Consider the following 23,784-nt stretch of genomic DNA (forward strand, 5'->3'; position numbering starts at 1 on the left):
TTTTCAATCTTCTTATTCTTGCGCATCCTCTTTGTAGTCACATTCCGTACATTGGATTTGCACACCTTTTTTCAGTCTTTTTTCAACTAATGTACTTTGACATTTCGGACAAGGCCTTGCTATCGGTTTATCCCATGAGACATATTCACACTCAGGATACCTGTCGCATCCGTAAAAAATCCTTTTTGTCTTGCTCTTCCTCTCTACGACCTGCCCTTCTTTACAAGAAGGACAAGTAACTCCGATCGGCTTGATGATCGCTTTTGTATTTCTGCAGTCAGGGAAGTTTGAGCAAGCCATAAATTTTCCATACCGGCCCATTTTGAATACCATTGGTGATCCACATTTTTCACAATCTTCACCCGCAGGCTCGTCCTTGATTTCGATTTTTTCCATTTCCTCGTCAGCAACTTTGACATGCTTCTCGAATTCTTTATAAAATTCATCGATGACTTGCTTCCATTCAACCTCACCATCTTCAACTCCGTCGAGGTTCTTCTCCATTTCGGCTGTGAACTCGATATCTATGATATCTGGGAAGTATTGATTCACCGCTTGATGGACGATTTCCCCGAGCTCTGTCGGAACGAACCGTTTAGCGTCTAACGTGACATACCCTCGTTTCTGGATCGTGTCGAGTGTAGGAGCATAAGTTGACGGCCGTCCTATTCCAAGCTCCTCCAATGTTTTAACAAGTCGAGCTTCTGAATATCTTGGCGGCGGTTGAGTGAAATGCTGTTTCGGATCGATTTCGCTTCCTTTCACATGCTCCCCTTTATCGAGCGGCGGAAGAATGCGATCCTTCTCCTCTTCCTGATCGTCTTCTCCTTCGATATAGACTTTCATAAAACCAGGGAATTTCACTTCAGAACCTGTTGCCCTGAATTTGACATCGCCATTCATAAGATCCGCAGTGACCGTGTCAAGCACAGCAGGAGCCATCTGACTTGCAACAAAGCGTTCCCATATCAATTTATAGAGTCTATGCTGGTCCCGAGATAAAAACGCTTTCATCGCTTCAGGGGGCCTCATGACCGATGTTGGTCTTACTGCTTCATGCGCATCTTGCGTATTCGCCGATTCCTTCGTCTTCGCTTTCGATGTAGCAACGAACTCCTTGCCGTACATCGTTTCGATGAAGGAAACAGCTTCTCCTTTGGCACCTTCTGAAATACGTGTGGAATCCGTTCTCATATAAGTGATAAGACCGACGATGCCTTCTTTCCCGGTGTTTATCCCTTCATATAGCTGTTGGGCAAGCATCATCGTTTTCCGCGCTCTGAAATTCAATTTTCGAGCCGCTTCTTGTTGCAATGAAGATGTCGTGAATGGTGGGGCAGGATTTCTTTTCCTCTCCTTTTTGACGACATTGACGATTTCAAATTCATCGCCTGACATTTTGGATAGGATTTCGTCAACCTGCTGTTTATTTTCAAGCTTTATTTTCTTCGATGCATCCCCGTAAAATGATGCGTCAAATGTTTTCCCGTCTTTGGTGAATCGGCCAGAAATGCTCCAATACTCTTCAGGAACGAAAGCTTTGATCTCATTCTCCCGATCGATGATCAGTCGGAGCGCGACTGATTGTACACGCCCGGCAGACAATCCTTTCTTCACTTTCTTCCAAAGAATCGGACTAATATTATAGCCTACGAGTCTATCCAGTATCCTTCTTGCCTGTTGAGCATCTACCCGGTTCATATCGATCGGCCTCGGGTGTTTGAAAGATTCCTTAATAGCATCCTTTGTGATTTCATTGAAAACGACACGGCAATCCGAATCGATATCGATGCCTAATTGGTGCGCCAAATGCCAAGCAATCGCTTCCCCTTCTCTGTCGGGGTCAGCCGCGAGAAAGATTTTCTTCGCTTTTTTGGCATCTTTTTTCAATTCTTGGAGTATCGGTCCTTTTCCTCGTATCGTAATGTATTTCGGTTCATAATTATTTTCGGTATCTACACCCATCTGACTTCGCGGCAAATCCCGCAAGTGCCCGATGGAAGCACGCACCTTATACTTTTTTCCTAAATAACGCTCAATTGTTTTCGCCTTGGCTGGCGATTCTACAATTACTAAGTAATCTGCCATTTATCATGTTCCTCCTCATAGAGGTTCCCTTTTTACAATTCCGCAGGGCTGTCTATTTGTTCTTGCCCAATCCCCTTACCAGTGTATCCGGATGTAAAAGAATATCTGTTGCAAAATGTATAACAGATTTGATTTAAAATCAACCTTTTCAATAAAAGGCATGTTTTCCCCGTTAGAGAATAGAGTGGTTTTCAAGCGCCTGAAAGCCGTTCCAAATAGGTTTCGCACCTTGTTCGATCAATTTATTCGGCCCAAGCGATAGTGACGATGTAATCGGACCAGGAACTGCATAAACGGTCTTTCCGTGCTCGAGGGCATGATCCACAGTGCTCATCGTACCACTCTTTTCTTCAGATTCCGTAATGATGATCGATTCGGACAAGCCGCTGATAATTCGATTCCTCATTGGAAATGTCCATCTGGCAGGTCTCATATAAGGAGGATATTCCGTCAGCAATAAGTGTTGTTCAGCTAGTTTTTCTGCAAGCTTTTTGTTTTCATACGGATACAAATGGAATAGGCCATGGCCGAGGACTGCAATCGTTTTTCCGCCAAAATGGATTGTGGACTCGTGAGCCATCGTATCTGCCCCTTTCGCAAGACCAGAAACGATTACGGCTCCTTGATCGACTAACGGCGGAACGATGAATGAAAGCGCATTCTTTGTATAGTCGGTCGCTTTTCGAGAACCGATGATCGCGACTTTACAAGTTGTGTCCAATATCGTTGGATCGCCTTTCACATAGAGGACGGCAGGAGGGTCTACAAGCCATTTCAATGCCTTCGGATAGGCAGGGTTCGTAATTGGAATAGGGATGATTTTCTCATGATGATAAAGAAGAGTAAAAGGGGTTTGTTCGTGCCTTTTCAGCTGTTCATTCAGACGGACTGCTTTCTGTTTGGGGATATGTAGCAGCCTTGCCAATTCATCTGCATGATAATTGAATAGGTTATGAAGCTCGGGGTCCACCTTCAAAATTTCTGCATCTTTATTAAACGGTACTGGATAAACATAATGCAAAGCCAACAACCTTCGGTCTACATCAGACAGTTTCACATGATTTCTCCTCCAATTCGTGAATATGTAAAAGAACAGCATGCAGTTTTACCTGCATGCCGTACAGTTGATCAATGAGTTTTACATTTTTCGTAAAGTCCTTTATCTTTAAGGACTTTGATAAGCGTTTCGCCGATTACAGAAGGTGTGTCGGCTACTTCGATGCCTGCAGCATTCATTGCTTTGATTTTTTCAGCTGCTGTACCTTTACCTCCGGAAATGATTGCGCCAGCATGGCCCATGCGTTTTCCTGGAGGTGCAGTTTGACCGCCGATGAAGCCGACAACAGGTTTGTTCATGTTAGCTTTCACCCATTCAGCCGCTTCTTCTTCAGCTGTACCGCCGATTTCGCCGATCATGACAACCGCATAAGTTTCAGGATCTTCGTTGAATTCTTTTAGTACGTCAATGAAGTTTGTTCCGTTTACAGGGTCTCCACCGATACCAACAGCAGTCGTTTGACCGATGCCCGCTTGTGAAAGTTGGTGAACAGCCTCGTAAGTCAATGTTCCTGAACGCGATACAACGCCTACATGGCCTTTTGTATGGATATATCCAGGCATGATACCGATTTTACACTCATCAGATGTAATGACACCTGGGCAGTTCGGTCCAACAAGGCGTGTTTTTTTGCCTTCCATGTAACGCTTCACTTTAATCATGTCTATGACCGGAATATGTTCTGTAATACAGATTGTCATATCCAAGTCAGCATCAACCGCCTCCATGATTGCATCTGCTGCAAATGGAGCTGGAACGTAAATGACTGATACATTTGCACCTGTAGCTTTTACAGCCTCTTCAACTGTGTTGAAAACCGGAACTCCTTCAACTTCTGTTCCGCCTTTGCCCAGTGTAACGCCGCCGACGATTTTCGTACCATACTCAAGCATTTGCTTCGTATGGAAAAGCGCTGTTGAGCCTGTAATACCTTGAACAATCACTTTAGTGTCTTTATTAATATAAATTGCCATCGTTTGTCCCTGCCTTTCTTAGCCTACGAGTTCAACAATCTTTTGTGCACCGTCTGCCATTGTGTCAGCAGCGATGATATTTAACCCTGATTCGTTCAATAGTGCTTTACCTTTGTCAACATTCGTACCTTCCAAACGGACAACTAGCGGCACTTCAAGGCCTACTTCTTTCGCAGCAGCAATTACACCTTCCGCGATTACATCACACTTCATGATACCACCGAAAATATTGACGAAAATTCCTTTGACGGCATCGTCAGAGAGGATGATTTTGAATGCTTCTGTAACTTTTTCAGCAGTAGCGCCGCCCCCAACGTCAAGGAAGTTGGCCGGCGAGCCGCCGTAGTAATTGATTGTATCCATCGTAGCCATAGCAAGACCTGCACCGTTTACCATGCAGCCGATGTTGCCATCAAGAGATATGTAGCTAAGGTCGTATTTGGAAGCTTCGATTTCTTTTGGATCTTCTTCATCGAAATCGCGTAATTCCACGATATCTTTATGACGATATAGTGCGTTATCATCAAAGTTGAATTTTGCATCCAACGCTAAGACATTGTCATCACCTGTGACAACTAGTGGATTGATTTCTACGATTGATGCGTCTTTTTCAACAAACACTTGGTAGAGTCCTAACATGAATTTTGCAGCTTTATTCACAAGATGTGTAGGGATGTTCATGTTGAATGCCATCCGGCGCGCTTGGAAGCCTGTTAAGCCGACGACAGGATCGATAACTTCTTTGAAGATTTTTTCAGGTGTCTTTTCAGCGACTTCCTCGATATCCATTCCGCCTTCTTCAGATCCCATTAAAGTAACGCGATCTGTAGCGCGGTCAACGACTAGACCTAAATAATATTCTTTTTTGATATCAGATCCTTCTTCGACGAGAAGTCGTTTTACTTCTTTTCCTTCAGGGCCTGTTTGATGGGTCACAAGGGTTTTGCCAAGAAGCTCTTTTGCATACTCGCGTACCTCGTCAAGATTTTTAGCGATTTTAACACCACCGGCTTTACCACGTCCACCTGCATGGATTTGCGCTTTGACGACGATAACGTCCGTACCGAGTTCTTTTGCCGCTTTTACAGCTTCATCGGGTGAGAATGCTACCCGACCGTTTGAAACAGCAACGCCATAATCTCTGAGCAGCTGCTTTCCTTGATATTCATGGATATTCATCTTACATCCTCCATTCGAACTTGTAGCTCATAATTTACTGCCGTATCCATTGTAGTAAAGATGTAAAATAATGTCCACAATTGTTGTAGGCATATAAGCATTTTTTGATATTATTTGATACTTTTCGTCATTCTGCCCTATTATTCTTTCGAGATTCATGCTCCCTATCTACTTGATAGATGTATGCAAACACTTCTGCTACAGCCTGATACAATTGCTCTGGAATTGTTTCATTCACCTCAAGCTGCCCTAGCAATTCGATCAGTGTCGGATCCTCTTGTATTGGAACGTCATGCTCTTGCGCCTTGTTCAAAATGTTTTCCGCAATTTTTCCTTTTCCTTTTGCCACAACTTTCGGTGCATCGCCAGCATTCGGATTATAGGACAACGCAACTGCTTCTTTACGAGTGTGTTTTTGTTCTGTCATATTCGGAAGTCAACTCCACCTTGATCTGAAATCATTTCATTCCGCCTTTTTGACTCTCTTTTGCCTTCTTCCTCAAACTTTTTAAAGGTGACTCCAGACAGCCGATAGTCAATCGATTCGAGTCCCATACGTAATTTTTCATGTAAAAGATGACCGGTCTCCCTTAATTGTGGCGTTTCATTGAAAACCGTTAAAGTGACGACACGATTTTGAACTTGCATATCCACGACTGTCTTATGAATCGATTCCAATTCCAAATAAAATAGTATTCTTGCAAAATCCGAATCGATTTTACCATCGTCCTTTTTCCTTCCATTCCATTGGAGCGTTGCGTCAATCCGTTTACCGAGGAACTCGAGGGGCAGCTGCATAATAATTTGCTGGTTCACACCTGTATCGCCAGAATGTAAGAGCGTACCATTCATTCTCGTAATTACCATCTCTGCAGCTTCACGAGATATAGGAGAAACCATGCTGTCATGCAACAGAGCGACCAATTGAGGTTTGAGCGTTTCCATTATCCTGCTAACGTCTGCATTTCGATGAAGCAACTCCGCTTCATAATTAAGTCCGAGTGATTTGAAAACGGTTTGCATCGATTCTTTTATCACTTTGCCGTCAATCACAAGCTCTACAGCTGCTTGAGCAGTCCGAATCAATTCCTTTGTTACAGGCAAAGACGATTGCTCCATTGCCCGAAAAAGCTCTTGAAGCTTGACATCAACGTTTTCAGAGTTCAATAGTTTCGCAAAACCGGTTGTCATCTCAGTCTGAAACGGCATAGCTTGGTTTTGTTCTAATATCATGCTGACCATCATCCTACTGATCTGCTCACCGACTAGGGAGCTTCTAATTCCGACAGAAGGATTGCTTTCCAATTCTTCTATAAGAGCTGTCAGCTGAAGCCTAATGGGCTGTTGCAGGACAGAATCGTTTTTGAGTAAATTTTTCAGTTGGCTTAACTCGACTTCTACTCCTGCAGAGGTACCGGAAGAGTCTGCTCGTAAGATAGATTTCCAAGCTTCCAATAATGAGGAAGCCGTTATTTGAGTCGGGTTCGACGAGCTGATGGCGCGCGACTCCATGGTCTGACTTCCTGATTCCATCTTCGGCACCGTTGCAGTACTTTCAATCAAATCTGAATGGAGTATCGACTGCAAATTGGCAAGCGTTGCATTCGGAGGCATAACCCCTGCGCTCTTCAGTATCTGCAAAACTTGGAATCGTTCTTCTCGAGGAGCAGCTTCGTTTAACATTTGCAGCATCGCAGTACTCAACAACGCTCTTTCCATGGCAGAAGCTATCAGCTTGCCTCCAGCTCCTAACGTTGAAAGGATTGTTTCCTTCAACTGCGTTTGTATGCCTGTATCTTCGGCTAATGCATTCCTTAATGCATTCAAGCTCTGGTGGAGTCCCTCTTTAATCTCTACTCCTAGTAGTGACTGTAAATTGACTTCGGTAAGTGGTAATTTCAAATCGACTAATTTCTGAATGGAGTTGAGCGCGTCATTATAAATAGATGGTTGAACTGTTTTCAACAGCTGAACCGCTTCCAGCAAGACTTCTTTGGAAATGGGAAGTTTTTGATTCAAAAAATGATTTAATACGTTTTGCATCTCCGGAGATTTTGGGAGTTGCATTGAATCCATTAAGTTTGACAATTGCCTCGCTTGTCCTTCAGTTGCTTGTAAAGGTCCTGAAATTACTTTGATTTGTAGTTCAGGAGTGACTGATTTCACTTGAAAATAATAAGCGTCGCCCGCTTTCATGGGCACTTCAAGTCTTGCCATCAATTTTTGTCCACCGATTTGCACTTCAGCCATCTGGCCAGGATAAAGCTGTTTAATTTGCCCATGAAACATTTGGCCTTCCCGAATCGTCAAAGGCTGTTGTGATACAGATATGGACTGACTGCTAAAACGGGGAATCGATGGATAATTCATATTGGAGCTCACCTTCCTTCTAAAATCGATTTTACAGGTTCAAACGTCTTTCTATGGTGTTTACACGGTCCATGCAGGTGCAGCGCCTCCACATGCTCTCCAGTGCCGTATCCAACGTTTTTCTTAAAATTGTATATCGGAAATTCTTCATGAAGTTCGTCCATCAATTGATCTCTCGTTGTCTTTGCAAGAATGGAAGCGGCCGCTATGGCAAGACTTTGAGCGTCCCCTTTAATGATCGAAACTGTCTTGCAGCTAAGCTGTAGTTTCATGGCGTCCGCCAAGACGATATCCGGTTGAATGTGTAGATTCGTTACAGCTATTTCCATTGATTCTCGAGTAGCTGCATAGATGTTTATTTGATCGATTCTTTCTGCTGATTGAATATGTATTGAATAACTGATCGCGATGTCTTTAATAATAGAAGCTAATCGATTTCTTTCTTGGGCAGATATTTTTTTAGAATCATTAAGGCCAAGCAGTTGCGGAGCTTCATTTGGCAATATGACAGTAGCACAAACGACTGGTCCTGCAAGTGGCCCTCTGCCGGCCTCGTCGACACCTGCGACAAGTGTGTCTTCGGCTGTTTTAAATGCAGCATCGAAATCGATTTTTTCTTGCAGCATTTCTTCCAACTGTTGTTTTTTCGCATAATTGCGATACCATTTTTTCAATTCGGTTTTGACGCCTGCGCGGTAGTCGTCTTCCAATTCTTTCATCCATGGCTCTGGGTTCGTGGTTTGATTCAGTATGTCGGAAATTTCTTTAATCGTTTTCATTTTCTTCACCTTCTATTTATATATCGGACAAAAATCCGGATTGTGACTCCCTCAATAAGAAAAGGTCGATAAGTCACGGGTTTATTCCGTGACGTCATCGACCTGTACTAAATCAGACGTAAAATCGAAAGTCAGTTTGCCAAGCAACTCATTGCGGATATCTTGGATAATCAACTCAGCCACTTTGTCGTAATCGATTTCGCCGCCTTGTGTATATGCTTTTCGGGACTCGCCGATCACATCGAATACTTTTTGGATATCCTCGCCTACAGTCGGGATCCCGTAACGTTGCTCGAGTCGGTCGGGGTAATGCTCCTCCAAAAAGCGAAGCCCATATACCGCCAAGCTTTCCATATTAACGATCGTATCCTTGATTGCGCCTGTAAGGGCAAGCTTATAACCGACAGCCTGGTCTTCAAATTTCGGCCAAAGAATTCCGGGAGTGTCGAGCAATTCAAGTTCCTTTTCGAATTTGATCCATTGCTGTGCTTTTGTGACGCCTGGCTTGTTTCCTGTCTTCGCTATATTTTTCTTTGCCAAGCGGTTGATCAAAGTCGACTTCCCGACATTAGGGATTCCGACAATCATGGCGCGAATTGCTCCTGGTCGTATGCCTCTCTTTTTCAGACGCTCGATTTTCGGAGCAAGTATTTCCTTCGCCGCCTTCGTCACTGTTTGCAATCCTTTACCTTCGAAGGAATTGATGGCAACAGCACGGATTCCTTTCGAATCGAAGTGTTTGATCCAACGTTCCGTTTCCTTCTCGTCTGCAAGGTCCATTTTATTTAAAATGAGCAATCGCGGTTTTTGCTGGATGACTTCATCGATCATCGGGTTTCTAGAAGAGAGAGGCAATCGAGCATCAATCAATTCGAATACGATGTCGACAAGCTTCAATTGCTCCGTCACTTCACGTCTTGCTTTGGCCATATGGCCTGGAAACCATTGAATGGTCATTGATTTCATCCTTTCTTTCAGTCCACCATGCCGAAGTCATTGATCGGCCAGAATATAAATTTTGTGCTTCCTATAATTTCATCAATCGGTACTGCTCCTATGTGTCTGGAATCTTTACTTTTCCGGCGGTTATCACCCATTACGAAGACATGGCCTTCGGGAACTGTCTGCATACCGATTTTCTCTTCCAGTGTGAAATCTTCGGTTAGAGTGCCTTCTGTTACTTCGGCTTTATATTGATCAAGGTATGGTTCGTCATAAGGTTGATCGTTAATGTAGAGAACATCATCTTTATATTCCACTTTATCCCCTGGAAGGCCGATGACCCTTTTAATGTAATCCTTCTTTTCAGGTGCATGAAATACGACGATGTCAAAACGGTCGGGTTTGCCGAGTGTGTAGCCGATTTTGTTGACGATCATTTTGTCGCCGTGTTCAAGCGTCGGCATCATTGAAATACCATCCACAACTATCGGTGTGAATAGGAAGATCCGGATGATTGCCGCCAATCCAAACGCAATTAATAGCGCTTTTATCCATTCCCAAGTTTCATTTTTTTTCTTCTCATCATTCATCACAAAGCCTCCTGCCAAGTCACTACCTTCATTGTACATTCTATTTAGTATGGAGGCAAAAAGAAAGGAGACCATTTTTTTGGTCTCCTTCTGTTGAATAGGAAACAGCGGAGATGTAATCCCCGCTGTTTGAATTTTATCGAATTTCTTTGATACGTGCAGCTTTTCCGCGAAGGCTGCGAAGGTAGTACAATTTCGCACGACGTACTTTACCGCGACGAGTAACTTCAAGTTTAGCGATTTTCGGTGTGTGTACAGGGAATGTACGTTCAACACCTACACCGTTGGAGATTTTACGGACAGTAAATGTTTCACTGATCCCGCCACCACGACGCTTGATAACGACACCTTCGAACAATTGGATACGCTCGCGCGTGCCCTCAACGATTTTCACGTGCAAGCGGACAGTGTCCCCAGGACGGAAATCAGGATGGTCTGTACGAAGTTGGTCTTTTGTTACTTCTGCAATAATGTTTTGCATGTTTTTCTCTCCTTATCCACAGATGCTCTTGCACTTTTTGCCTTTGCAGCGGAACACCAGTCAGTATGTACTCCCCATAGAAGTACATAGTAGATATTATCATAAAGGGCTAACTGATGCAAGCCCAAAAAGTTGATTTTCGCTACAGGCGGTCGCTTTCCGGGGGGCGGGCGGTGAGCCTCCTCACTTCGTTGCGGGGTCTCACCTGTCCCGCTTATCCCCCAAGAGTCGCCGCCTTTCGCTTCAATCAACGAAACGCCTATCAATCAGTCTCTTTTTCAATTAACTGTTTCAATACCTTTTGTTGATGGTCTGTTAATGGGGCATCTACCAACAGGTCTCTTCTGCGTTCGAATGTGCGTCTTAGAGATTGTTCTTGGCGCCATTTTTCGATTTCGGCATGGTTTCCTGAAAGCAATATATCAGGCACTTTCATTCCTCTGAAATCAGCTGGTCTTGTATATTGGGGGTGTTCGAGGAGCCCTGTCGAGAATGAATCATGGACAGGGGAATCCGTGTTTCCTAATACATTGGGCAATAGTCTAACGACACTGTCGATGATTGCCATGGATGCGATCTCCCCGCCTGTCAGCACGAAGTCTCCGAGCGATATTTCATCTGTGACAAGATGCTCGCGTATACGCTCGTCATAGCCTTCATAATGGCCACAAAGGAAGACTAGATGTTCTTCCTTGGAAAGCTCCTCGGCCTTTTGCTGATTGAATCTAGCGCCTTGAGGGCACATAAGGATGACACGCGGCTTCTTTGATTCTTCAAGGGCGAGTGATTCGACTGCAGCGAAGAGCGGCTCGGGTTTCAAAACCATCCCTGCACCGCCTCCATATGGGTAGTCATCCACTTTATGGTGCTTGTTGCCGGAGAAATCTCTGAAATCGGTAACTTTAAAGGAAACAGCTTCGTTTTCTTGTGCCTTTTTCATAATGGAAGAATGCAGGACGCCTTCGAACATTTCAGGAAACAGCGAAAGGACATCTATTTTCATCATGAAAGAAGTCCTTCCATCGGCTCAATGATAATTTGTTTCTTTTCAATATCAACTTCTTTGACAACATCTTCGATATATGGAATATAATGTGGTTTCCCATTTTTAGGAGTTACAGTCCACACATCATTGGCCCCAGTTTCGATTATTTCGGTCACTTCGCCTAGCTCTTCACCAGCATCCGTATAAACAATGCAACCGATGATTTCATGATAATAGAATTCGTTCTCACCAAGATCGCCCAGCTGCTTTTCAGATACTTTCAATAAGCCGTCTCTGTACTTTTCAACATCGTTGATATTGTAATGCCCTTCAAATGTGAGAAGATCGAAGTTCTTATGGCGGCGATGACTTGCTACAATCAACTTAATCGGCTTTTTTTCATTCGGCATGAACAAAGAGAGTTCATTTCCAACCGAATATCTTTCATCCGGGAAATCGGTGCGTGAGATGACGCGTACTTCACCTTGTATTCCATGTGTGTTGACAATTTTTCCAACGTTGAACCATTGCATACAATACACCTTCCTTTTCAATCGGGACTTGGATGCATTTCATAAGTAGACAAAAAAGGAAGGAACATGAGCTCCCTCCTTTTTTGTGATAGTTTCTTTTGCAAACATTAAGTCTGCTCTCGGAAACCAGTTGTTCATGACGAATGTCAATCAACAATATCAAGGTAAACTTTCTTACCGTGGCGACTTCCCGCTGCTGAATAAACAATAGTTCGTATCGCTTTTGCGACACGCCCCTGCTTTCCGATCACTTTCCCCATATCCTCGGGGTTTACGGAAAGTTTGTAAGTGACACGATGATGTTGCTCATCTTTGTCGACCTGAACATCTCCGGGATGATCGACCAAAGGTTTGACAATCGTTTCAATCAGCTGCTTCATGTCCACCCCTCCTGATTATTTACCGTATTTAGCGTTGTGGAATTTCTCCATGATGCCTTGTTCTGAGAACAGATTACGAACTGTATCAGAAGGCTTAGCACCGTTTTGAAGCCATTTAAGAGCCAATTCTTCGTCGATTTTCACTTCAGCAGGTTTTGTAAGTGGGTTGTACGTACCTACTGTTTCGATTTGACGACCATCACGTGGTGAACGTGAATCTGCTACAACAATACGATAGAAAGGAGTTTTCTTTGCTCCCATACGTTTAAGACGAATTTTTACTGACATTTTTTCTTGCACCTCCGAATAGTTTCACACAAGATAGTATATTATCAAGGTTTTTCATGTTTGTAAAGTGTTTTTTCTTAACACCTTAAAATTACGTTGAAATTGCAAGTTTTCACCTGAATAAAGAGTCGAAACCAGGCATTTTCATTTTCTTTTTACCCTTTTGCTGCATGTTGGTCATTTGTTTGACCATCTTCTTCATGTCTTCGAATTGCTTCAATAGACGGTTTACTTCTTGAATGGAAGTTCCCGATCCTTTTGCAATCCGCTTACGTCTGTTTGCATTAATAATTTCAGGTGTTGTACGTTCCGCAATTGTCATCGAACGGATAACTGCTTCTACGCGTCCCATCTGGCTTTCATCAACTTGGGCATTTTCAAGCCCTTTGATTTTATTCATCCCAGGCATCATCTTCAATATTTCATCAAGAGGACCCATCTTTTTCACTTGCTGGAGCTGATCCAAGAAGTCATCGAGCGTAAATGTTTGCGTGCGGAACTTTTGTTCAAGCTCCTTCGCCTTCTCTTCGTCTACACTTTCCTGCGCCTTTTCGATCAAAGACATGACGTCTCCCATCCCTAAAATCCGGGATGCCATCCGCTCGGGATGGAACGGTTCCAAGGCGTCCATCTTTTCACCCATACCGACAAATTTAATCGGCTTTTGTGTAACAGAACGGATGGATAATGCAGCACCGCCACGAGTGTCTCCGTCGAGCTTCGTCAAGACGACTCCCGTTATTCCGATTGCTTCGTCAAATGATTTTGCTACATTTACAGCATCCTGCCCTGTCATCGCATCAACGACGAGGAATACTTCGTCGGGTTTGCTTAGTTCTCGGATATCCTTCAATTCCTGCATTAGATTTTCATCGACATGCAGGCGTCCCGCCGTATCGATGATGACGACGTCATGATGTTCCTTTTCGGCTTCTGCTAGCGCTTGGCGCGCAATTTCAACCGGAGAAACTTCCGTCCCTAATGAAAAGACAGGCAACGTCAATTGTTTACCGAGCGTTTCCAATTGCTGGATCGCTGCTGGACGATAAACGTCCGCCGCTACTAGGAGCGGTTTCTTATTATGTCGTTTACGGAGGACTGTTGCGAGCTTGCCTGTCGTCGTCGTTTTCCCCGCCCCTTGCAAACCAACCATCATAATAACTGTTGGTGCTTTTCTTGCAAATTGGATCGGGTTTTGTTCTCCGCCCATTAAGTTCGTCAATTCATCTTTTACGATTTTCACGACTTGCTGGCCGGGTGTCAGACTCTTCATGACGTCTTGACCGACAGCACGTTCACTTACTGTCTTAATGAATTCTTTTACGACTTTCAAGTTGACGTCGGCTTCAATAAGTGCAAATCGCACTTCACGCATCATTTCCTTGACGTCGGCTTCACTGATTTTACCTTTGCCCTTTATTTTCTGAAGCGTCCCTTGCAGGCGCTGGGCCAAACCTTCAAATGCCATGCATAGAACCCCCTATTCATGATCTTTCAATGAGTTCAATAAAATACGAACTTCATTGGATGCTTCATCATCTCCGAGCATAAGCTCTTCCAGCTTATCAATAATCTCCATCCGCTTTCGGAATTTGGAGAACAACTTCAGTTTTTCTTCATAATCTTCCAGCATAGCTTCCGTTCTTCGGACATTGTCATAGACAGCTTGCCTCGACACACCGTATTCTTCTGCGATTTCACCGAGAGATAGGTCGTCGAGATAATAGAGTTGCATGTAAACCCTTTGTTTTTCGGTCAACAGTGTCTGATAGAAATCATAGAGGAAGTTGACGCGAGTCGTTTTTTCAAGCATTGCGCTTCGCCCCCTCTGTTAATCTTAGTATGCCGGAAATGAACTGTCAAGTAAAAATACTTGTCTAGACGAGAAGAAAAGTATGAACAATCATTCTTCCGCTTCTTTTTCCAAGCCGTCTGCAAATAGACCGTACACATATTTTTCCGGATCAAACGGCTGCAAATCGTCCATTCCCTCGCCAAGGCCGACAAATTTAACAGGAATGTTGAGTTTGTTGCGGATCGCTAATACAATACCGCCTTTCGCCGTCCCGTCAAGCTTCGTGAGGACGATTCCGGTCACGTTCGTCGCCTCTTTGAACGTTTGGGCCTGAATCAATGCATTTTGCCCAGTCGTCGCATCAAGTGCGAGAAGGACTTCGTGTGGCGCCCCTTCGATTTCCTTGCCAATTACTCGGTGGACTTTCTCGAGTTCATTCATCAAGTTCACTTTGTTTTGCAATCTGCCGGCAGTATCACAAATTAACACGTCCACTTTACGGCTTTTTGCTGCACGAATGGCATCGTACATAACCGCCGCGGGGTCAGACCCTTCCGATTGCCTAATCACTTCAACACCGACGCGCTCGCCCCAGACGACTAGCTGATCGATCGCACCTGCCCGAAATGTATCCCCAGCCGCAAGCATGACAGTCTTTCCTTCATCTTTCAGGCGCGCCGCAAGCTTCCCGATCGTCGTCGTCTTTCCTACACCGTTGACACCTACCATGAGAATGACAGTCAATTCATCTTGCATATTCAAGTCGGTGTCAAGCTCTTCGCCAGCCTTATAAATTTCCACGAGCTTTTCAGATATGACAGATTGGATGCCTTCAGTATTTTTAATGTTTTTCCGTTGAACTTCCCAACGTAATTCATCAACTAGCTCCATGACCGTTTCAACGCCTACATCTGCCTGTAATAACAATTCCTCAAGCTCTTCGAAAAACTCCTCATCGACTTCACGGAAACGTGCCACGAGATCGTTCACCTTGGAGGTGAATGAATTTCTGGTTTTCGACAAACCTTCTTTAAATTTTTCAGTTACCGTTTCATTTGTGCCTGAGATTTTTTCTTTCAGTTTCTTAAAAAAAGCCAATCCGACTCTCTCCTTTTATCGTTTCTGTCAATACTTACCCTAACACTTCGGCAGGAACTTCGGAAAGCTTGACCGAAATCAACTTCGAGACTCCTGACTCCTGCATCGTAATTCCATAAAGGACATCAGCCCCTTCCATCGTCCCTTTTCGATGGGTGATAACGATGAATTGGGTATTGTCCGAGAACTTCTTCAAGTACTTACTGTACCGGATGACATTCGCTTCGTCGAGCGCAGCTTCAACTTCATCCAAAATGCAGAAAGGAACAGGACGCACTTCAATTATGGAGAACAGCAAAGTAATCGCAGTGAGCGCTCTTTCACCACCCGATAACAGACTCAAATTCTGCAACTTTTTACCAGGCGGCCTAGCGACGATTTCAACTCCCGTTTCCAATAAGTTGTCAGGTTGAGTAAGGATCAAATCTGCATCCCCGCCACCGAACATTTCCTTGAAAACAGTATGGAATCGACTCCGTACTGCATTGAACGTCGTACTGAATCGCATTTCCATTTCACGGTCCATTTCTGACATCGCTTCATTCAAAGTGTTTTTGGCTTCTAACAGGTCGTTACGTTGTTCTGTCAAAAATGCGTGACGCTCCGACACTTCCTTGAATTCTTGTATCGCACTAGGATTAACTGAGCCAAGAGACTCGATTTCGCTTTTTAATTCCTCGACACGTTTACGTGTGACATCCACATCAAAGTCACTTTCCGATTCAAAATCAGGATAAAGGCCATAATCGTCCAATAAGCGATTTGTGACGGATTCATATTTCACTTCCAGACGTGAAGCTGCAACATTTATTTCATTTAACGAAGAGACCGCCTTCCCTTCCTCGAGACGTAGACGTTTTAAAAGGTCTTCCTGCTCTTCGAGTACAGTGGCTAGTTGATTCCTATTGTCCCGTTCATCAGATAATGATTGTTCGATGGCCGACTTCTCTCTCGTCGACCGATCTATTTGTGCAGCTATTTCTTCTGGTGTGAGATCGATACCTAATTCACGCTCGGCGTATAATTCTTGGTCGGATACCAAATTGGCCATTTTTTGTTCCAGTTGGTTTAGCGATTGCTCCATCTCTGCGATCGTAGACTGTTGATGTCCTTTCTGTTCTCGAAGGATGGCAGCCTGCTCCCGGAGCTCGCTATTTTTAGTCATCAACGCAGTTTCTTCATTTCGACGATCCGCAGCCAAACGCTCGAGTGTTTCAACTTCCTTCTGGGTGGAATCCAACGATGACTTGATGAATTCATGCCGTTCAAGCAATTTCTTTTTCCTATTTTGGAGTTCTGCCCCAACGCTTTCCGAGCCTTCAATTCCTTTTTCAGCTAATGAGATTTCCGACTCGATTGCTCTAATTTCCATATCCAGTTCCCGAATGACGGATTCGATTGCAATCATTTCTTGTCGAGTTGCATCCCGCAGTTGCCGATACTTCTCCGTATCATGCATATGCTGTGCGACAGACATTTTTGAATTGCCTATTTTGCTAGTAGCCGCTTTAATGGAGGCGGACATTCTTGATAGTTGTGTACTTAGCGTTTCCAATTCCGCTTTACGTGAGAACACTGTCGACTGCCCTTTCGCTCCTCCGCCAGTAAGCGAACCGCCGGCATTCACGACATCTCCGTCAAGTGTAACAATCCGGAATTTATATCCTAACAATTTGGCGATAGCTGAAGCTCCAGCCAATGTTCTAGCAACAATTGTCATTCCAAGTAAGTTTTCCGTAATGACGGAAAACGCTTCATCCGTCTGCACGAGCTGATCAGCTGTGCCGACGAATTCGGGATGCTGCTCCACAATACGGAGGGATGCTATCGGAAGTTTCCTAGACTTTATGACATCACGCGGCAAAAATGTCGCACGACCAGCATTTTTCTGCTTCAGATAACCGATTGCATTCCGCGCCTCCGCCTCCGTCGACGTGACGATATGCTGCATCGCGCCGCCCAAAGCAGTTTCAATCGCTTTTATATGGGAATCTCCGACTGTGATCAGCTCTGCGACAGCTCCATCTACACCGCGCAATCTTCCTTCTTTAGCCGCAATCAGCACAGCTTTGACACCTGAATAGAAACCTGAAAAATCAGCTTCCAAGCTTTGGAGTACACGCAGCCTACCTTGCATTTCAGACTGCTTGTTCATCGCATTTTGCATAAATTGCTGTTGGGTTGTCAATTCCTCTTCAGCTTCACGATAAAGTGTTTCAGACTGCTTGAAAGCGGCCTCCGCCTCCTCCTTCTTCTCTTGCAAAGAGGAGAGTTCAACCGACTGGATAGATCTTTTTGCCTTCAACTCTTGAAGTCTGCTTTTCAATACGGAAGTTTGTTCTGAGATTCGGACAGAAGAAGTTTTTTCACCTTGCATCCGTTCCTCGATATGCTTTAAATCATTCCGAATCGTCGCTTCTTCGTTCAACATTTCGATATAGCTAGACTTCAATTCGTCGATTTCATTTTCAGTCTCTTTTGCCGACCTTTTCAGGATTTGAGTAATTTCGTTTATCTCCGAATTAATCTTTTCCAGTTCCGATCCTGTTATAGCTAATTTCTCTTTTGCAGCGGCCAATTTGACAACAAGGTCTTCTTTATTGCTTTCAGCTTCCGCTAATTCTTGTCGGATCCGCTTAAGTTGCTGCTCAGAATTTTTCTGTTTTTCAAGTGATAAGAGACGACGACCTTCCCATTTTTCGGACTCCGCACTGATTTCCACTAATTGCTTTTGAAGCGTTTCAATATTTCGGTCTGTTTGGGCCAGTCGCATCTTATGTGCATTGGACTCTTGTTCAGCCTTTGATATTTCCGATACTAATCGATCGCGCTCCAATCGCTTTTCTTCGATCCGGCCCGTTTTCGCAATGATTTCTTCACGCAATTTCGCACCATCATGATTTAGAAGGCGGACATCCGCTTCTCTAATTTCCGCGGACAGCAACTGATGTTTTTCGGCCGCTTCGGCATTCCTTTCAAGAGGGCCAATTCTTGTATCCAATTCCTTGAGAATATCAAGTACACGATCTAAATTGTCTTCCGTTTCGAAAAGCTTATGTTCAGCTTTCCTTTTGCGTGTTTTGTATTTCAACACGCCAGCTGCCTCATCAAATATACTTCGTCTATCTTCCGGCCGGCTGTTCAGTATCTCATCTACCCGTCCTTGGGAAATGATTGAAAAAGCTTCCTTACCTAAACCGGAATCCATGAAAACATCATTAATATCTTTCAATCGGCATTGTTGACCGTTCAATAAGTAATTACTTTCCCCCGAACGGAATACCCTGCGACTCACGCTAATTTCCGTGTAATCAAGCGGAAAAAGGCCATTCGTATTATCGAGGATGAGCGTCACTTCCGCATAATTAAGCGGCTTCCGGGAATCACTCCCTGCAAAAATGACATCTTCCATCTTCGCACCTCGGAGAGATTTGGCCGATTGTTCGCCGAGCACCCAACGGATCGCATCAGTTATATTGCTCTTTCCACTTCCATTCGGACCTACGATGGCTGTTACGCCAGGAACAAAATCGATGCCTATCCGTTCAGCAAATGATTTGAACCCAATAATTTCAACTCTCTTCAGAAACACAATCAGTTCTCCCCTTCGGCCTCATTACCTTTTAATACTTGGATGGCTTGACGGGCCGCTTCCTGCTCGGCTTCTTTTTTAGACCTACCGATTCCGGTCCCTAATTCACGATTTTCCAATCTAACGACAGTGACAAACTTTTTCGCATGCGCAGGACCTTTTTCTTCGACAATTTCATAGTTCAAGCTACCGCTGTTCGTCTGTTGTACGATTTCCTGCAAGCGGCTTTTATAATCCATCACATGCGAAAAAGCACCGTCCCCGATTTTCGGGAATACAACCTTTTCAAGGAAATGGGTGACTGGCTCCATTCCTTGATCCAAAAACAAAGCGCCAATATATGCTTCAAATACGTCCGCAAGCAGTGCTGGCCGTAATCTGCCGCCCGTCTGCTCTTCACCTTTGCCAAGTAAAATAAAATCACCAAAATGGAGTTCATTCGAAAACTTGACGAGAGAAGGTTCACAAACAATGGCAGCCCGTAATTTCGTCAACTCACCTTCACTCATATTTGGTTCAGTCGCATAAAGGAAACGTGACACACCGAGCTCGAGTACGGCATCCCCGAGGAATTCGAGCCTTTCGTTATCCGTGAAGTTTTTTCTGCGGTGCTCATTAACATAAGACGAATGAGTGAATGCGTTGTATAGAAGAGATACGTCTTTAAATTGGATGTCGAGACGCTGTTGTAGATCTTCGAATTTTTTACGCACCTCGCTTGGAAGAGGGACTATAGGGTATTTACTTTTTATATTCCGTTTATTTGTCATTAAGATTCTGCCTTTCAGTTCATAGTCCATTTAATTTTACATTGTTCGTGCCATACATGCAAAACCGAAAAGAGATACTTTCATTCCTTTCGTATCAAAAGAAAGGTTGAAAGCATCTCAAGGGAAATACGTCATATAATTACGCGCCCGTTTTTCGGAATACGACTAAAATTAATTAACTTTTTCTTCGATATATTTTACTGCATCACCGACAGTTCCGATCTTTTCAGCATCGTCATCGGAAATTTCCATATCGAACTCATCTTCTAGTTCCATAACTAGCTCAACGACATCCAAAGAGTCTGCGCCAAGATCATCACGGAAAGAAGCTTCAGGTTTCACTTCGCTTTCATCGACACCAAGACGGTCGACAACCACTTTCGTTACACGTTCTAGTACTGACAACATAGTCACCTCCCTTCAAATATGTATACAGGAAACTCGCTACAGGCGGACGCTTTCCGCGGGCGTCGCTTCAGCCTCCTCACTTCGCTACGCTTCGTTGCGGGGTCTTCTGCTGACGCTTTTCCCGCAGGAGTCGCCGCCTTTCGCTCCTTTCCAATATTAAAATTCTTACATCACCATTCCACCATCGACGTTTATAGTCTGGCCGGTAATATAGTTTGCATCATTCGATAATAGGAATGCTACTGCGCCTGCTACGTCTTCTGCGGATCCTAGTTTTCCTAAAGGAATCGTCGCTAGCATTTGCTCTTTCACGTCTTCAGGAAGAGCGTCAGTCATGTCGGTTGTAATGAAACCTGGAGCGACCGCGTTCACGGTAATATTCCTTGAAGCAAGCTCTCTTGCTGTCGTTTTCGTCAAGCCGATTACGCCGGCTTTTGCAGCGACGTAATTTGCTTGTCCCGGATTACCGATGACACCGACGATCGATGCAAGGTTGACAATCTTCCCAGCACGCTGCTTCATCATTTGGCGTGTCACAGCTTTTGTGCAGAGGAAGACACCTTTTAAGTTGATGTTGATGACATCATCCCATTCGTCTTCCTTCATGCGCATTAATAAGTTATCACGTGTGATTCCAGCATTATTTACGAGCATATCAATTGAACCGAATGTTTTCAATGTCTCGTCAATCATTTGTTTCACTTGTTCAGCATCTGAAACGTTTGCTTGAATAGCAAAAGCGTCTCCGCCGGATTGTTTGATCAATTCAACGACTTCTTCAGCTTTGTCTTGACTGCCACTGTAATTGACCGCTACACGGGCACCTTCTTTACCTAGCAGAATCGCAATCTCGCGCCCGATTCCTCTTGAAGCGCCAGTGACAATCGCAGTTTTTCCATCAAATCTACCCATTATTCCCACCCTTTCGATGCATCGATGACTGCTTGTAATGTCTCTTCGTCGTAGACAGGGAGCACAGTAACAGATCTATCAATTTTCTTTACAAGACCACTGAGCACTTTTCCAGGACCACATTCGATGAAATGTGTGACTCCAAGGTTGATCAACTCACGGACAGAATCTTCCCAACGGACCGGAGAGTATAATTGTTCCACGAGCAACTGTTTGATTTCTTCGCGGTCGGAAACTGTTTCTGCATTTACATTTGCTACGACAGGGATAGAGGTATCTTTCATTTCCACTTCATCCAAAGCTTTTTTCAGACGTTCTGCTGCAGGCTTCATGAGGGATGAATGGAAAGGTCCGCTCACATCGAGAGGAATCGCTCGTTTCGCCCCAGCTTCTTTAAGTTCCACGCAAGCTTTTTCGACTCCTGCTTTCGTGCCAGAAATAACAATTTGCCCTGGGCAATTCAAGTTTGCCGGTTGGACAGGGTCGCCTTTTTCCGTTATGGAATCCGTCACTTCTTGAAGCTTTTCGCCATCCAATCCAAGAATGGCTGCCATCGCTCCTTCACCCGCAGGTACTGCATCATTCATGAATAGACCGCGTTGATGAACGACCGATACGCCGTCTTCGAACGACAGTACTCCCGAAGCGACAAGTGCAGTATATTCACCTAGACTGTGACCAGCCGTATAGTCAGGCGTAATGCCTTCTTCCACAAGCTTTGAAGCGATCATAGCGCCGACTGTCAATAAGGCGGGTTGGGCATTATACGTCAATGTCAGCTCCTCTTGGGGGCCTTCTGTAAGTAAGCGGCTTAAGCCGAACTGCAACACTTCATCTGCTCGTTCAAGGAAATTACCCCCACTTTTGAAAAACTCCGCTCCCATTCCTACTGATTGCGAACCTTGACCCGGGAATATAAACGCTACTTTCGTCATTCCGCTTCCACCTTTCCAACTGTCCTTCTAATTGTTCCGCATACATCGAATTCGACCATAGTCCTTGCTTGTCTAATCGCGTTTAATATCGCATTGGCATTCGAGGAGCCGTGTGCTTTTATAACTGGAGAATTCAAACCGAACAAACCTGCTCCGCCATACTCCGTGTAGTCCATTTTCTTTTTCAAACCTTTGAGGCCATCTTTCACCATTGCAGCAGACAGCTTCGACTTCAATGAGGCACCATATACTTCTTTCAGCATCGAAAAGAATCCGAGAGCTGTTCCTTCAATCGTTTTCAATACCATATTTCCTGTAAATCCGTCAGTTACAATAACATCTGCCGGCCCACTCAAAATATCCCTTGATTCGACATTTCCGACAAATTGAATAGGCGCTTCAGAAAGAAGATCGTATGCTGCTTTTGTCAGGTCATTTCCTTTGCCTACTTCAGTTCCGATATTCAATAGACCGACGCGTGGTGTTTGAATTCCACGGACTTTTTCTGCATAAATGCTGCCCATGATAGCATATTGCTGCAAATGAGCAGGCTTTGCGTCTGAATTTGCCCCGACATCCAAGAAAACGAACCCTTGTCCGTCAATCGTCGGCAACGTCGGCGCTAATGCCGGGCGATCGATGCCTTCAATGCGTCCGACGATGAAAAGACCGGCCGCCATTAGCGCACCCGTGTTCCCAGCAGAGACACAAGCATCAGCTGTGCCATCTTTTACAGCTTGCGCCATTCTGACCATCGAAGCATCTTTTTTCCGTCTGATTGCACGGACCGGTTCATCTTCTGCTTCGATTTTCTCTGTACAATGGATCACTTTTAAACGTGGATGCTCCTTCAAATACTGAGCCATCTTCTCTTCATTTCCATAAATATGTATATGTATATCTTCAAATTCCGATAAACTTAGAAGAGCACCTGCAATGATTTCACCTGGTGCGTTATCTCCGCCCATCCCATCTAAAGCAATGATCATTATAATTCCCTCCTACTGTGGTTCGTAGTCTGGTACATCTGGAATTCACCTGTAAAAACAGTCTCGTTTTCGACTGTAGAAATAACATCTACAAAGGTCCTCTTTTCATTTGAGCGCCCTTTATCCACAGTAGCGCGTGCAATGACGCGATCACCCGATCTAACAGGCTTCAAAAAATTGAGTGTCGATGTGACTGTCAGAGCAAGATCATCATCGAGAATTGCAACGGCCAAAGAGTTCGCTTGCGCAAATAAATGATGGCCACGAGCTATTCCACTTCTTCGAAAGACATGATCGTCAGTGACGTCGAATAAGGAAATTGCCCTCTTGTCCAACTCGATATCAACGATTTCACCGATCACTTCATCGGACTGAAGAGATTTCACCTCTGCATCCATTGTTCGTGCGGCTACTGTTTTCAATCGCTCACGTAATTCCGGAATACCACATTCCAATCGGTCTAATCGAATCGTCTGAACGCTTACTTTAAATTGTTTCGCTAACTCTTCGTCTGTCAGAAAAGGATTTTGTTCGAGGCTCATTTCAAGCTGGCGCTGCCTCTCCCTTTTTGGCACTCTCACTCGTTTCACCCTTCCGGATTAGCACTTGGTACTAATACCAGTATATTATCATAGTTCA

Annotated in this window: 24 protein-coding genes; all 24 read right to left on the reverse strand. The window is 44.3% G+C overall.

Annotated elements, in window-relative coordinates; all coding sequences use genetic code 11:
- Positions 1-12: 12 nt before the first annotated feature.
- The 24 genes from topA to fapR all read right to left on the reverse strand — a co-directional run bounded on the left by topA (position 13) and on the right by fapR (position 23,726).
- Complete coding sequence (gene topA / locus ACR65H_RS07495; protein ID WP_440499533.1) at positions 13-2,088, reverse strand: type I DNA topoisomerase; 2,076 nt, start codon at positions 2,086-2,088, stop codon at positions 13-15.
- Positions 2,089-2,260: 172 nt separating this feature from the next.
- Positions 2,261-3,145: a DNA-processing protein DprA gene (gene dprA / locus ACR65H_RS07500; protein WP_440499534.1), complete on the reverse strand. Its 885-nt coding sequence runs from the start codon at positions 3,143-3,145 to the stop codon at positions 2,261-2,263.
- 71 nt (positions 3,146-3,216) lie between these two features.
- Positions 3,217-4,119, reverse strand: a complete 903-nt coding sequence (gene sucD / locus ACR65H_RS07505) for a succinate--CoA ligase subunit alpha (RefSeq protein ID WP_440499535.1) — start codon at positions 4,117-4,119, stop codon at positions 3,217-3,219.
- Between the two features lie 18 nt (positions 4,120-4,137).
- Positions 4,138-5,298: an ADP-forming succinate--CoA ligase subunit beta gene (gene sucC / locus ACR65H_RS07510; RefSeq protein WP_440499536.1), complete on the reverse strand. Its 1,161-nt coding sequence runs from the start codon at positions 5,296-5,298 to the stop codon at positions 4,138-4,140.
- A gap of 127 nt (positions 5,299-5,425) precedes the next feature.
- A complete protein-coding gene (locus tag ACR65H_RS07515; protein ID WP_440499537.1) occupies positions 5,426-5,725 on the reverse strand; it encodes an EscU/YscU/HrcU family type III secretion system export apparatus switch protein in 300 nt (99 codons plus the stop codon).
- Positions 5,722-7,668: a TP0910 N-terminal domain-containing protein gene (locus ACR65H_RS07520; protein ID WP_440499538.1), complete on the reverse strand. Its 1,947-nt coding sequence runs from the start codon at positions 7,666-7,668 to the stop codon at positions 5,722-5,724. Before ACR65H_RS07520 ends, ACR65H_RS07515 begins: the two co-directional genes overlap by 4 nt.
- A gap of 8 nt (positions 7,669-7,676) precedes the next feature.
- Positions 7,677-8,447 carry a ribonuclease HII gene (gene rnhB, locus ACR65H_RS07525; RefSeq protein WP_440499539.1) on the reverse strand — a complete coding sequence of 257 codons (771 nt, stop codon included), beginning with the start codon at positions 8,445-8,447 and terminating at the stop codon, positions 7,677-7,679.
- Positions 8,448-8,528: 81 nt separating this feature from the next.
- Positions 8,529-9,404: a ribosome biogenesis GTPase YlqF gene (ylqF, locus tag ACR65H_RS07530; RefSeq protein WP_440499540.1), complete on the reverse strand. Its 876-nt coding sequence runs from the start codon at positions 9,402-9,404 to the stop codon at positions 8,529-8,531.
- A gap of 17 nt (positions 9,405-9,421) precedes the next feature.
- On the reverse strand, positions 9,422-9,979 hold the full coding sequence (gene lepB, locus ACR65H_RS07535) for a signal peptidase I (RefSeq protein WP_440499541.1): 558 nt from the start codon (positions 9,977-9,979) through the stop codon (positions 9,422-9,424).
- Positions 9,980-10,115: 136 nt separating this feature from the next.
- Positions 10,116-10,460, reverse strand: a complete 345-nt coding sequence (rplS, locus tag ACR65H_RS07540; RefSeq protein ID WP_239429775.1) for a 50S ribosomal protein L19 — start codon at positions 10,458-10,460, stop codon at positions 10,116-10,118.
- Between the two features lie 262 nt (positions 10,461-10,722).
- Entirely contained in the window at positions 10,723-11,463 is a 741-nt protein-coding gene (trmD, locus tag ACR65H_RS07545; protein WP_440499660.1) for a tRNA (guanosine(37)-N1)-methyltransferase TrmD, read from the reverse strand.
- Positions 11,463-11,978 carry a ribosome maturation factor RimM gene (gene rimM / locus ACR65H_RS07550; protein ID WP_440499542.1) on the reverse strand — a complete coding sequence of 172 codons (516 nt, stop codon included), beginning with the start codon at positions 11,976-11,978 and terminating at the stop codon, positions 11,463-11,465. The genes trmD and rimM overlap by 1 nt, the downstream gene beginning before the upstream one ends.
- Before the next feature lie 146 nt (positions 11,979-12,124).
- Positions 12,125-12,358 carry a KH domain-containing protein gene (locus tag ACR65H_RS07555; protein ID WP_252503628.1) on the reverse strand — a complete coding sequence of 78 codons (234 nt, stop codon included), beginning with the start codon at positions 12,356-12,358 and terminating at the stop codon, positions 12,125-12,127.
- Between the two features lie 15 nt (positions 12,359-12,373).
- Positions 12,374-12,646 (reverse strand): 30S ribosomal protein S16, encoded by a 273-nt coding sequence (gene rpsP, locus ACR65H_RS07560; protein ID WP_060209070.1) that lies wholly within the window; start codon positions 12,644-12,646, stop codon positions 12,374-12,376.
- Between the two features lie 112 nt (positions 12,647-12,758).
- Positions 12,759-14,114: a signal recognition particle protein gene (ffh, locus tag ACR65H_RS07565; RefSeq protein ID WP_440499543.1), complete on the reverse strand. Its 1,356-nt coding sequence runs from the start codon at positions 14,112-14,114 to the stop codon at positions 12,759-12,761.
- A 12-nt stretch (positions 14,115-14,126) separates the two neighbouring features.
- Positions 14,127-14,459, reverse strand: coding sequence for a putative DNA-binding protein (locus tag ACR65H_RS07570; RefSeq protein ID WP_440499544.1), 333 nt, complete (start codon positions 14,457-14,459; stop codon positions 14,127-14,129).
- 90 nt (positions 14,460-14,549) lie between these two features.
- Positions 14,550-15,539: a signal recognition particle-docking protein FtsY gene (ftsY, locus tag ACR65H_RS07575; protein WP_440499545.1), complete on the reverse strand. Its 990-nt coding sequence runs from the start codon at positions 15,537-15,539 to the stop codon at positions 14,550-14,552.
- Positions 15,540-15,573: 34 nt separating this feature from the next.
- Positions 15,574-19,131 carry a chromosome segregation protein SMC gene (gene smc, locus ACR65H_RS07580; protein ID WP_440499546.1) on the reverse strand — a complete coding sequence of 1,186 codons (3,558 nt, stop codon included), beginning with the start codon at positions 19,129-19,131 and terminating at the stop codon, positions 15,574-15,576.
- A 2-nt stretch (positions 19,132-19,133) separates the two neighbouring features.
- Positions 19,134-19,901 (reverse strand): ribonuclease III, encoded by a 768-nt coding sequence (rnc, locus tag ACR65H_RS07585; protein ID WP_440499547.1) that lies wholly within the window; start codon positions 19,899-19,901, stop codon positions 19,134-19,136.
- A gap of 171 nt (positions 19,902-20,072) precedes the next feature.
- Positions 20,073-20,309, reverse strand: a complete 237-nt coding sequence (locus ACR65H_RS07590) for an acyl carrier protein (RefSeq protein ID WP_440499548.1) — start codon at positions 20,307-20,309, stop codon at positions 20,073-20,075.
- A 165-nt stretch (positions 20,310-20,474) separates the two neighbouring features.
- Complete coding sequence (fabG, locus tag ACR65H_RS07595) at positions 20,475-21,221, reverse strand: 3-oxoacyl-[acyl-carrier-protein] reductase (RefSeq protein WP_440499549.1); 747 nt, start codon at positions 21,219-21,221, stop codon at positions 20,475-20,477.
- Complete coding sequence (fabD, locus tag ACR65H_RS07600; RefSeq protein WP_440499550.1) at positions 21,221-22,156, reverse strand: ACP S-malonyltransferase; 936 nt, start codon at positions 22,154-22,156, stop codon at positions 21,221-21,223. Before fabD ends, fabG begins: the two co-directional genes overlap by 1 nt.
- Positions 22,153-23,145: a phosphate acyltransferase PlsX gene (gene plsX, locus ACR65H_RS07605; RefSeq protein ID WP_440499551.1), complete on the reverse strand. Its 993-nt coding sequence runs from the start codon at positions 23,143-23,145 to the stop codon at positions 22,153-22,155. Before plsX ends, fabD begins: the two co-directional genes overlap by 4 nt.
- Positions 23,145-23,726, reverse strand: a complete 582-nt coding sequence (gene fapR, locus ACR65H_RS07610) for a transcription factor FapR (protein ID WP_440499552.1) — start codon at positions 23,724-23,726, stop codon at positions 23,145-23,147. The genes plsX and fapR overlap by 1 nt, the downstream gene beginning before the upstream one ends.
- Positions 23,727-23,784 lie beyond the last annotated feature (58 nt).

It is taken from the genome of Sporosarcina sp. SAFN-015 (assembly GCF_059415085.1).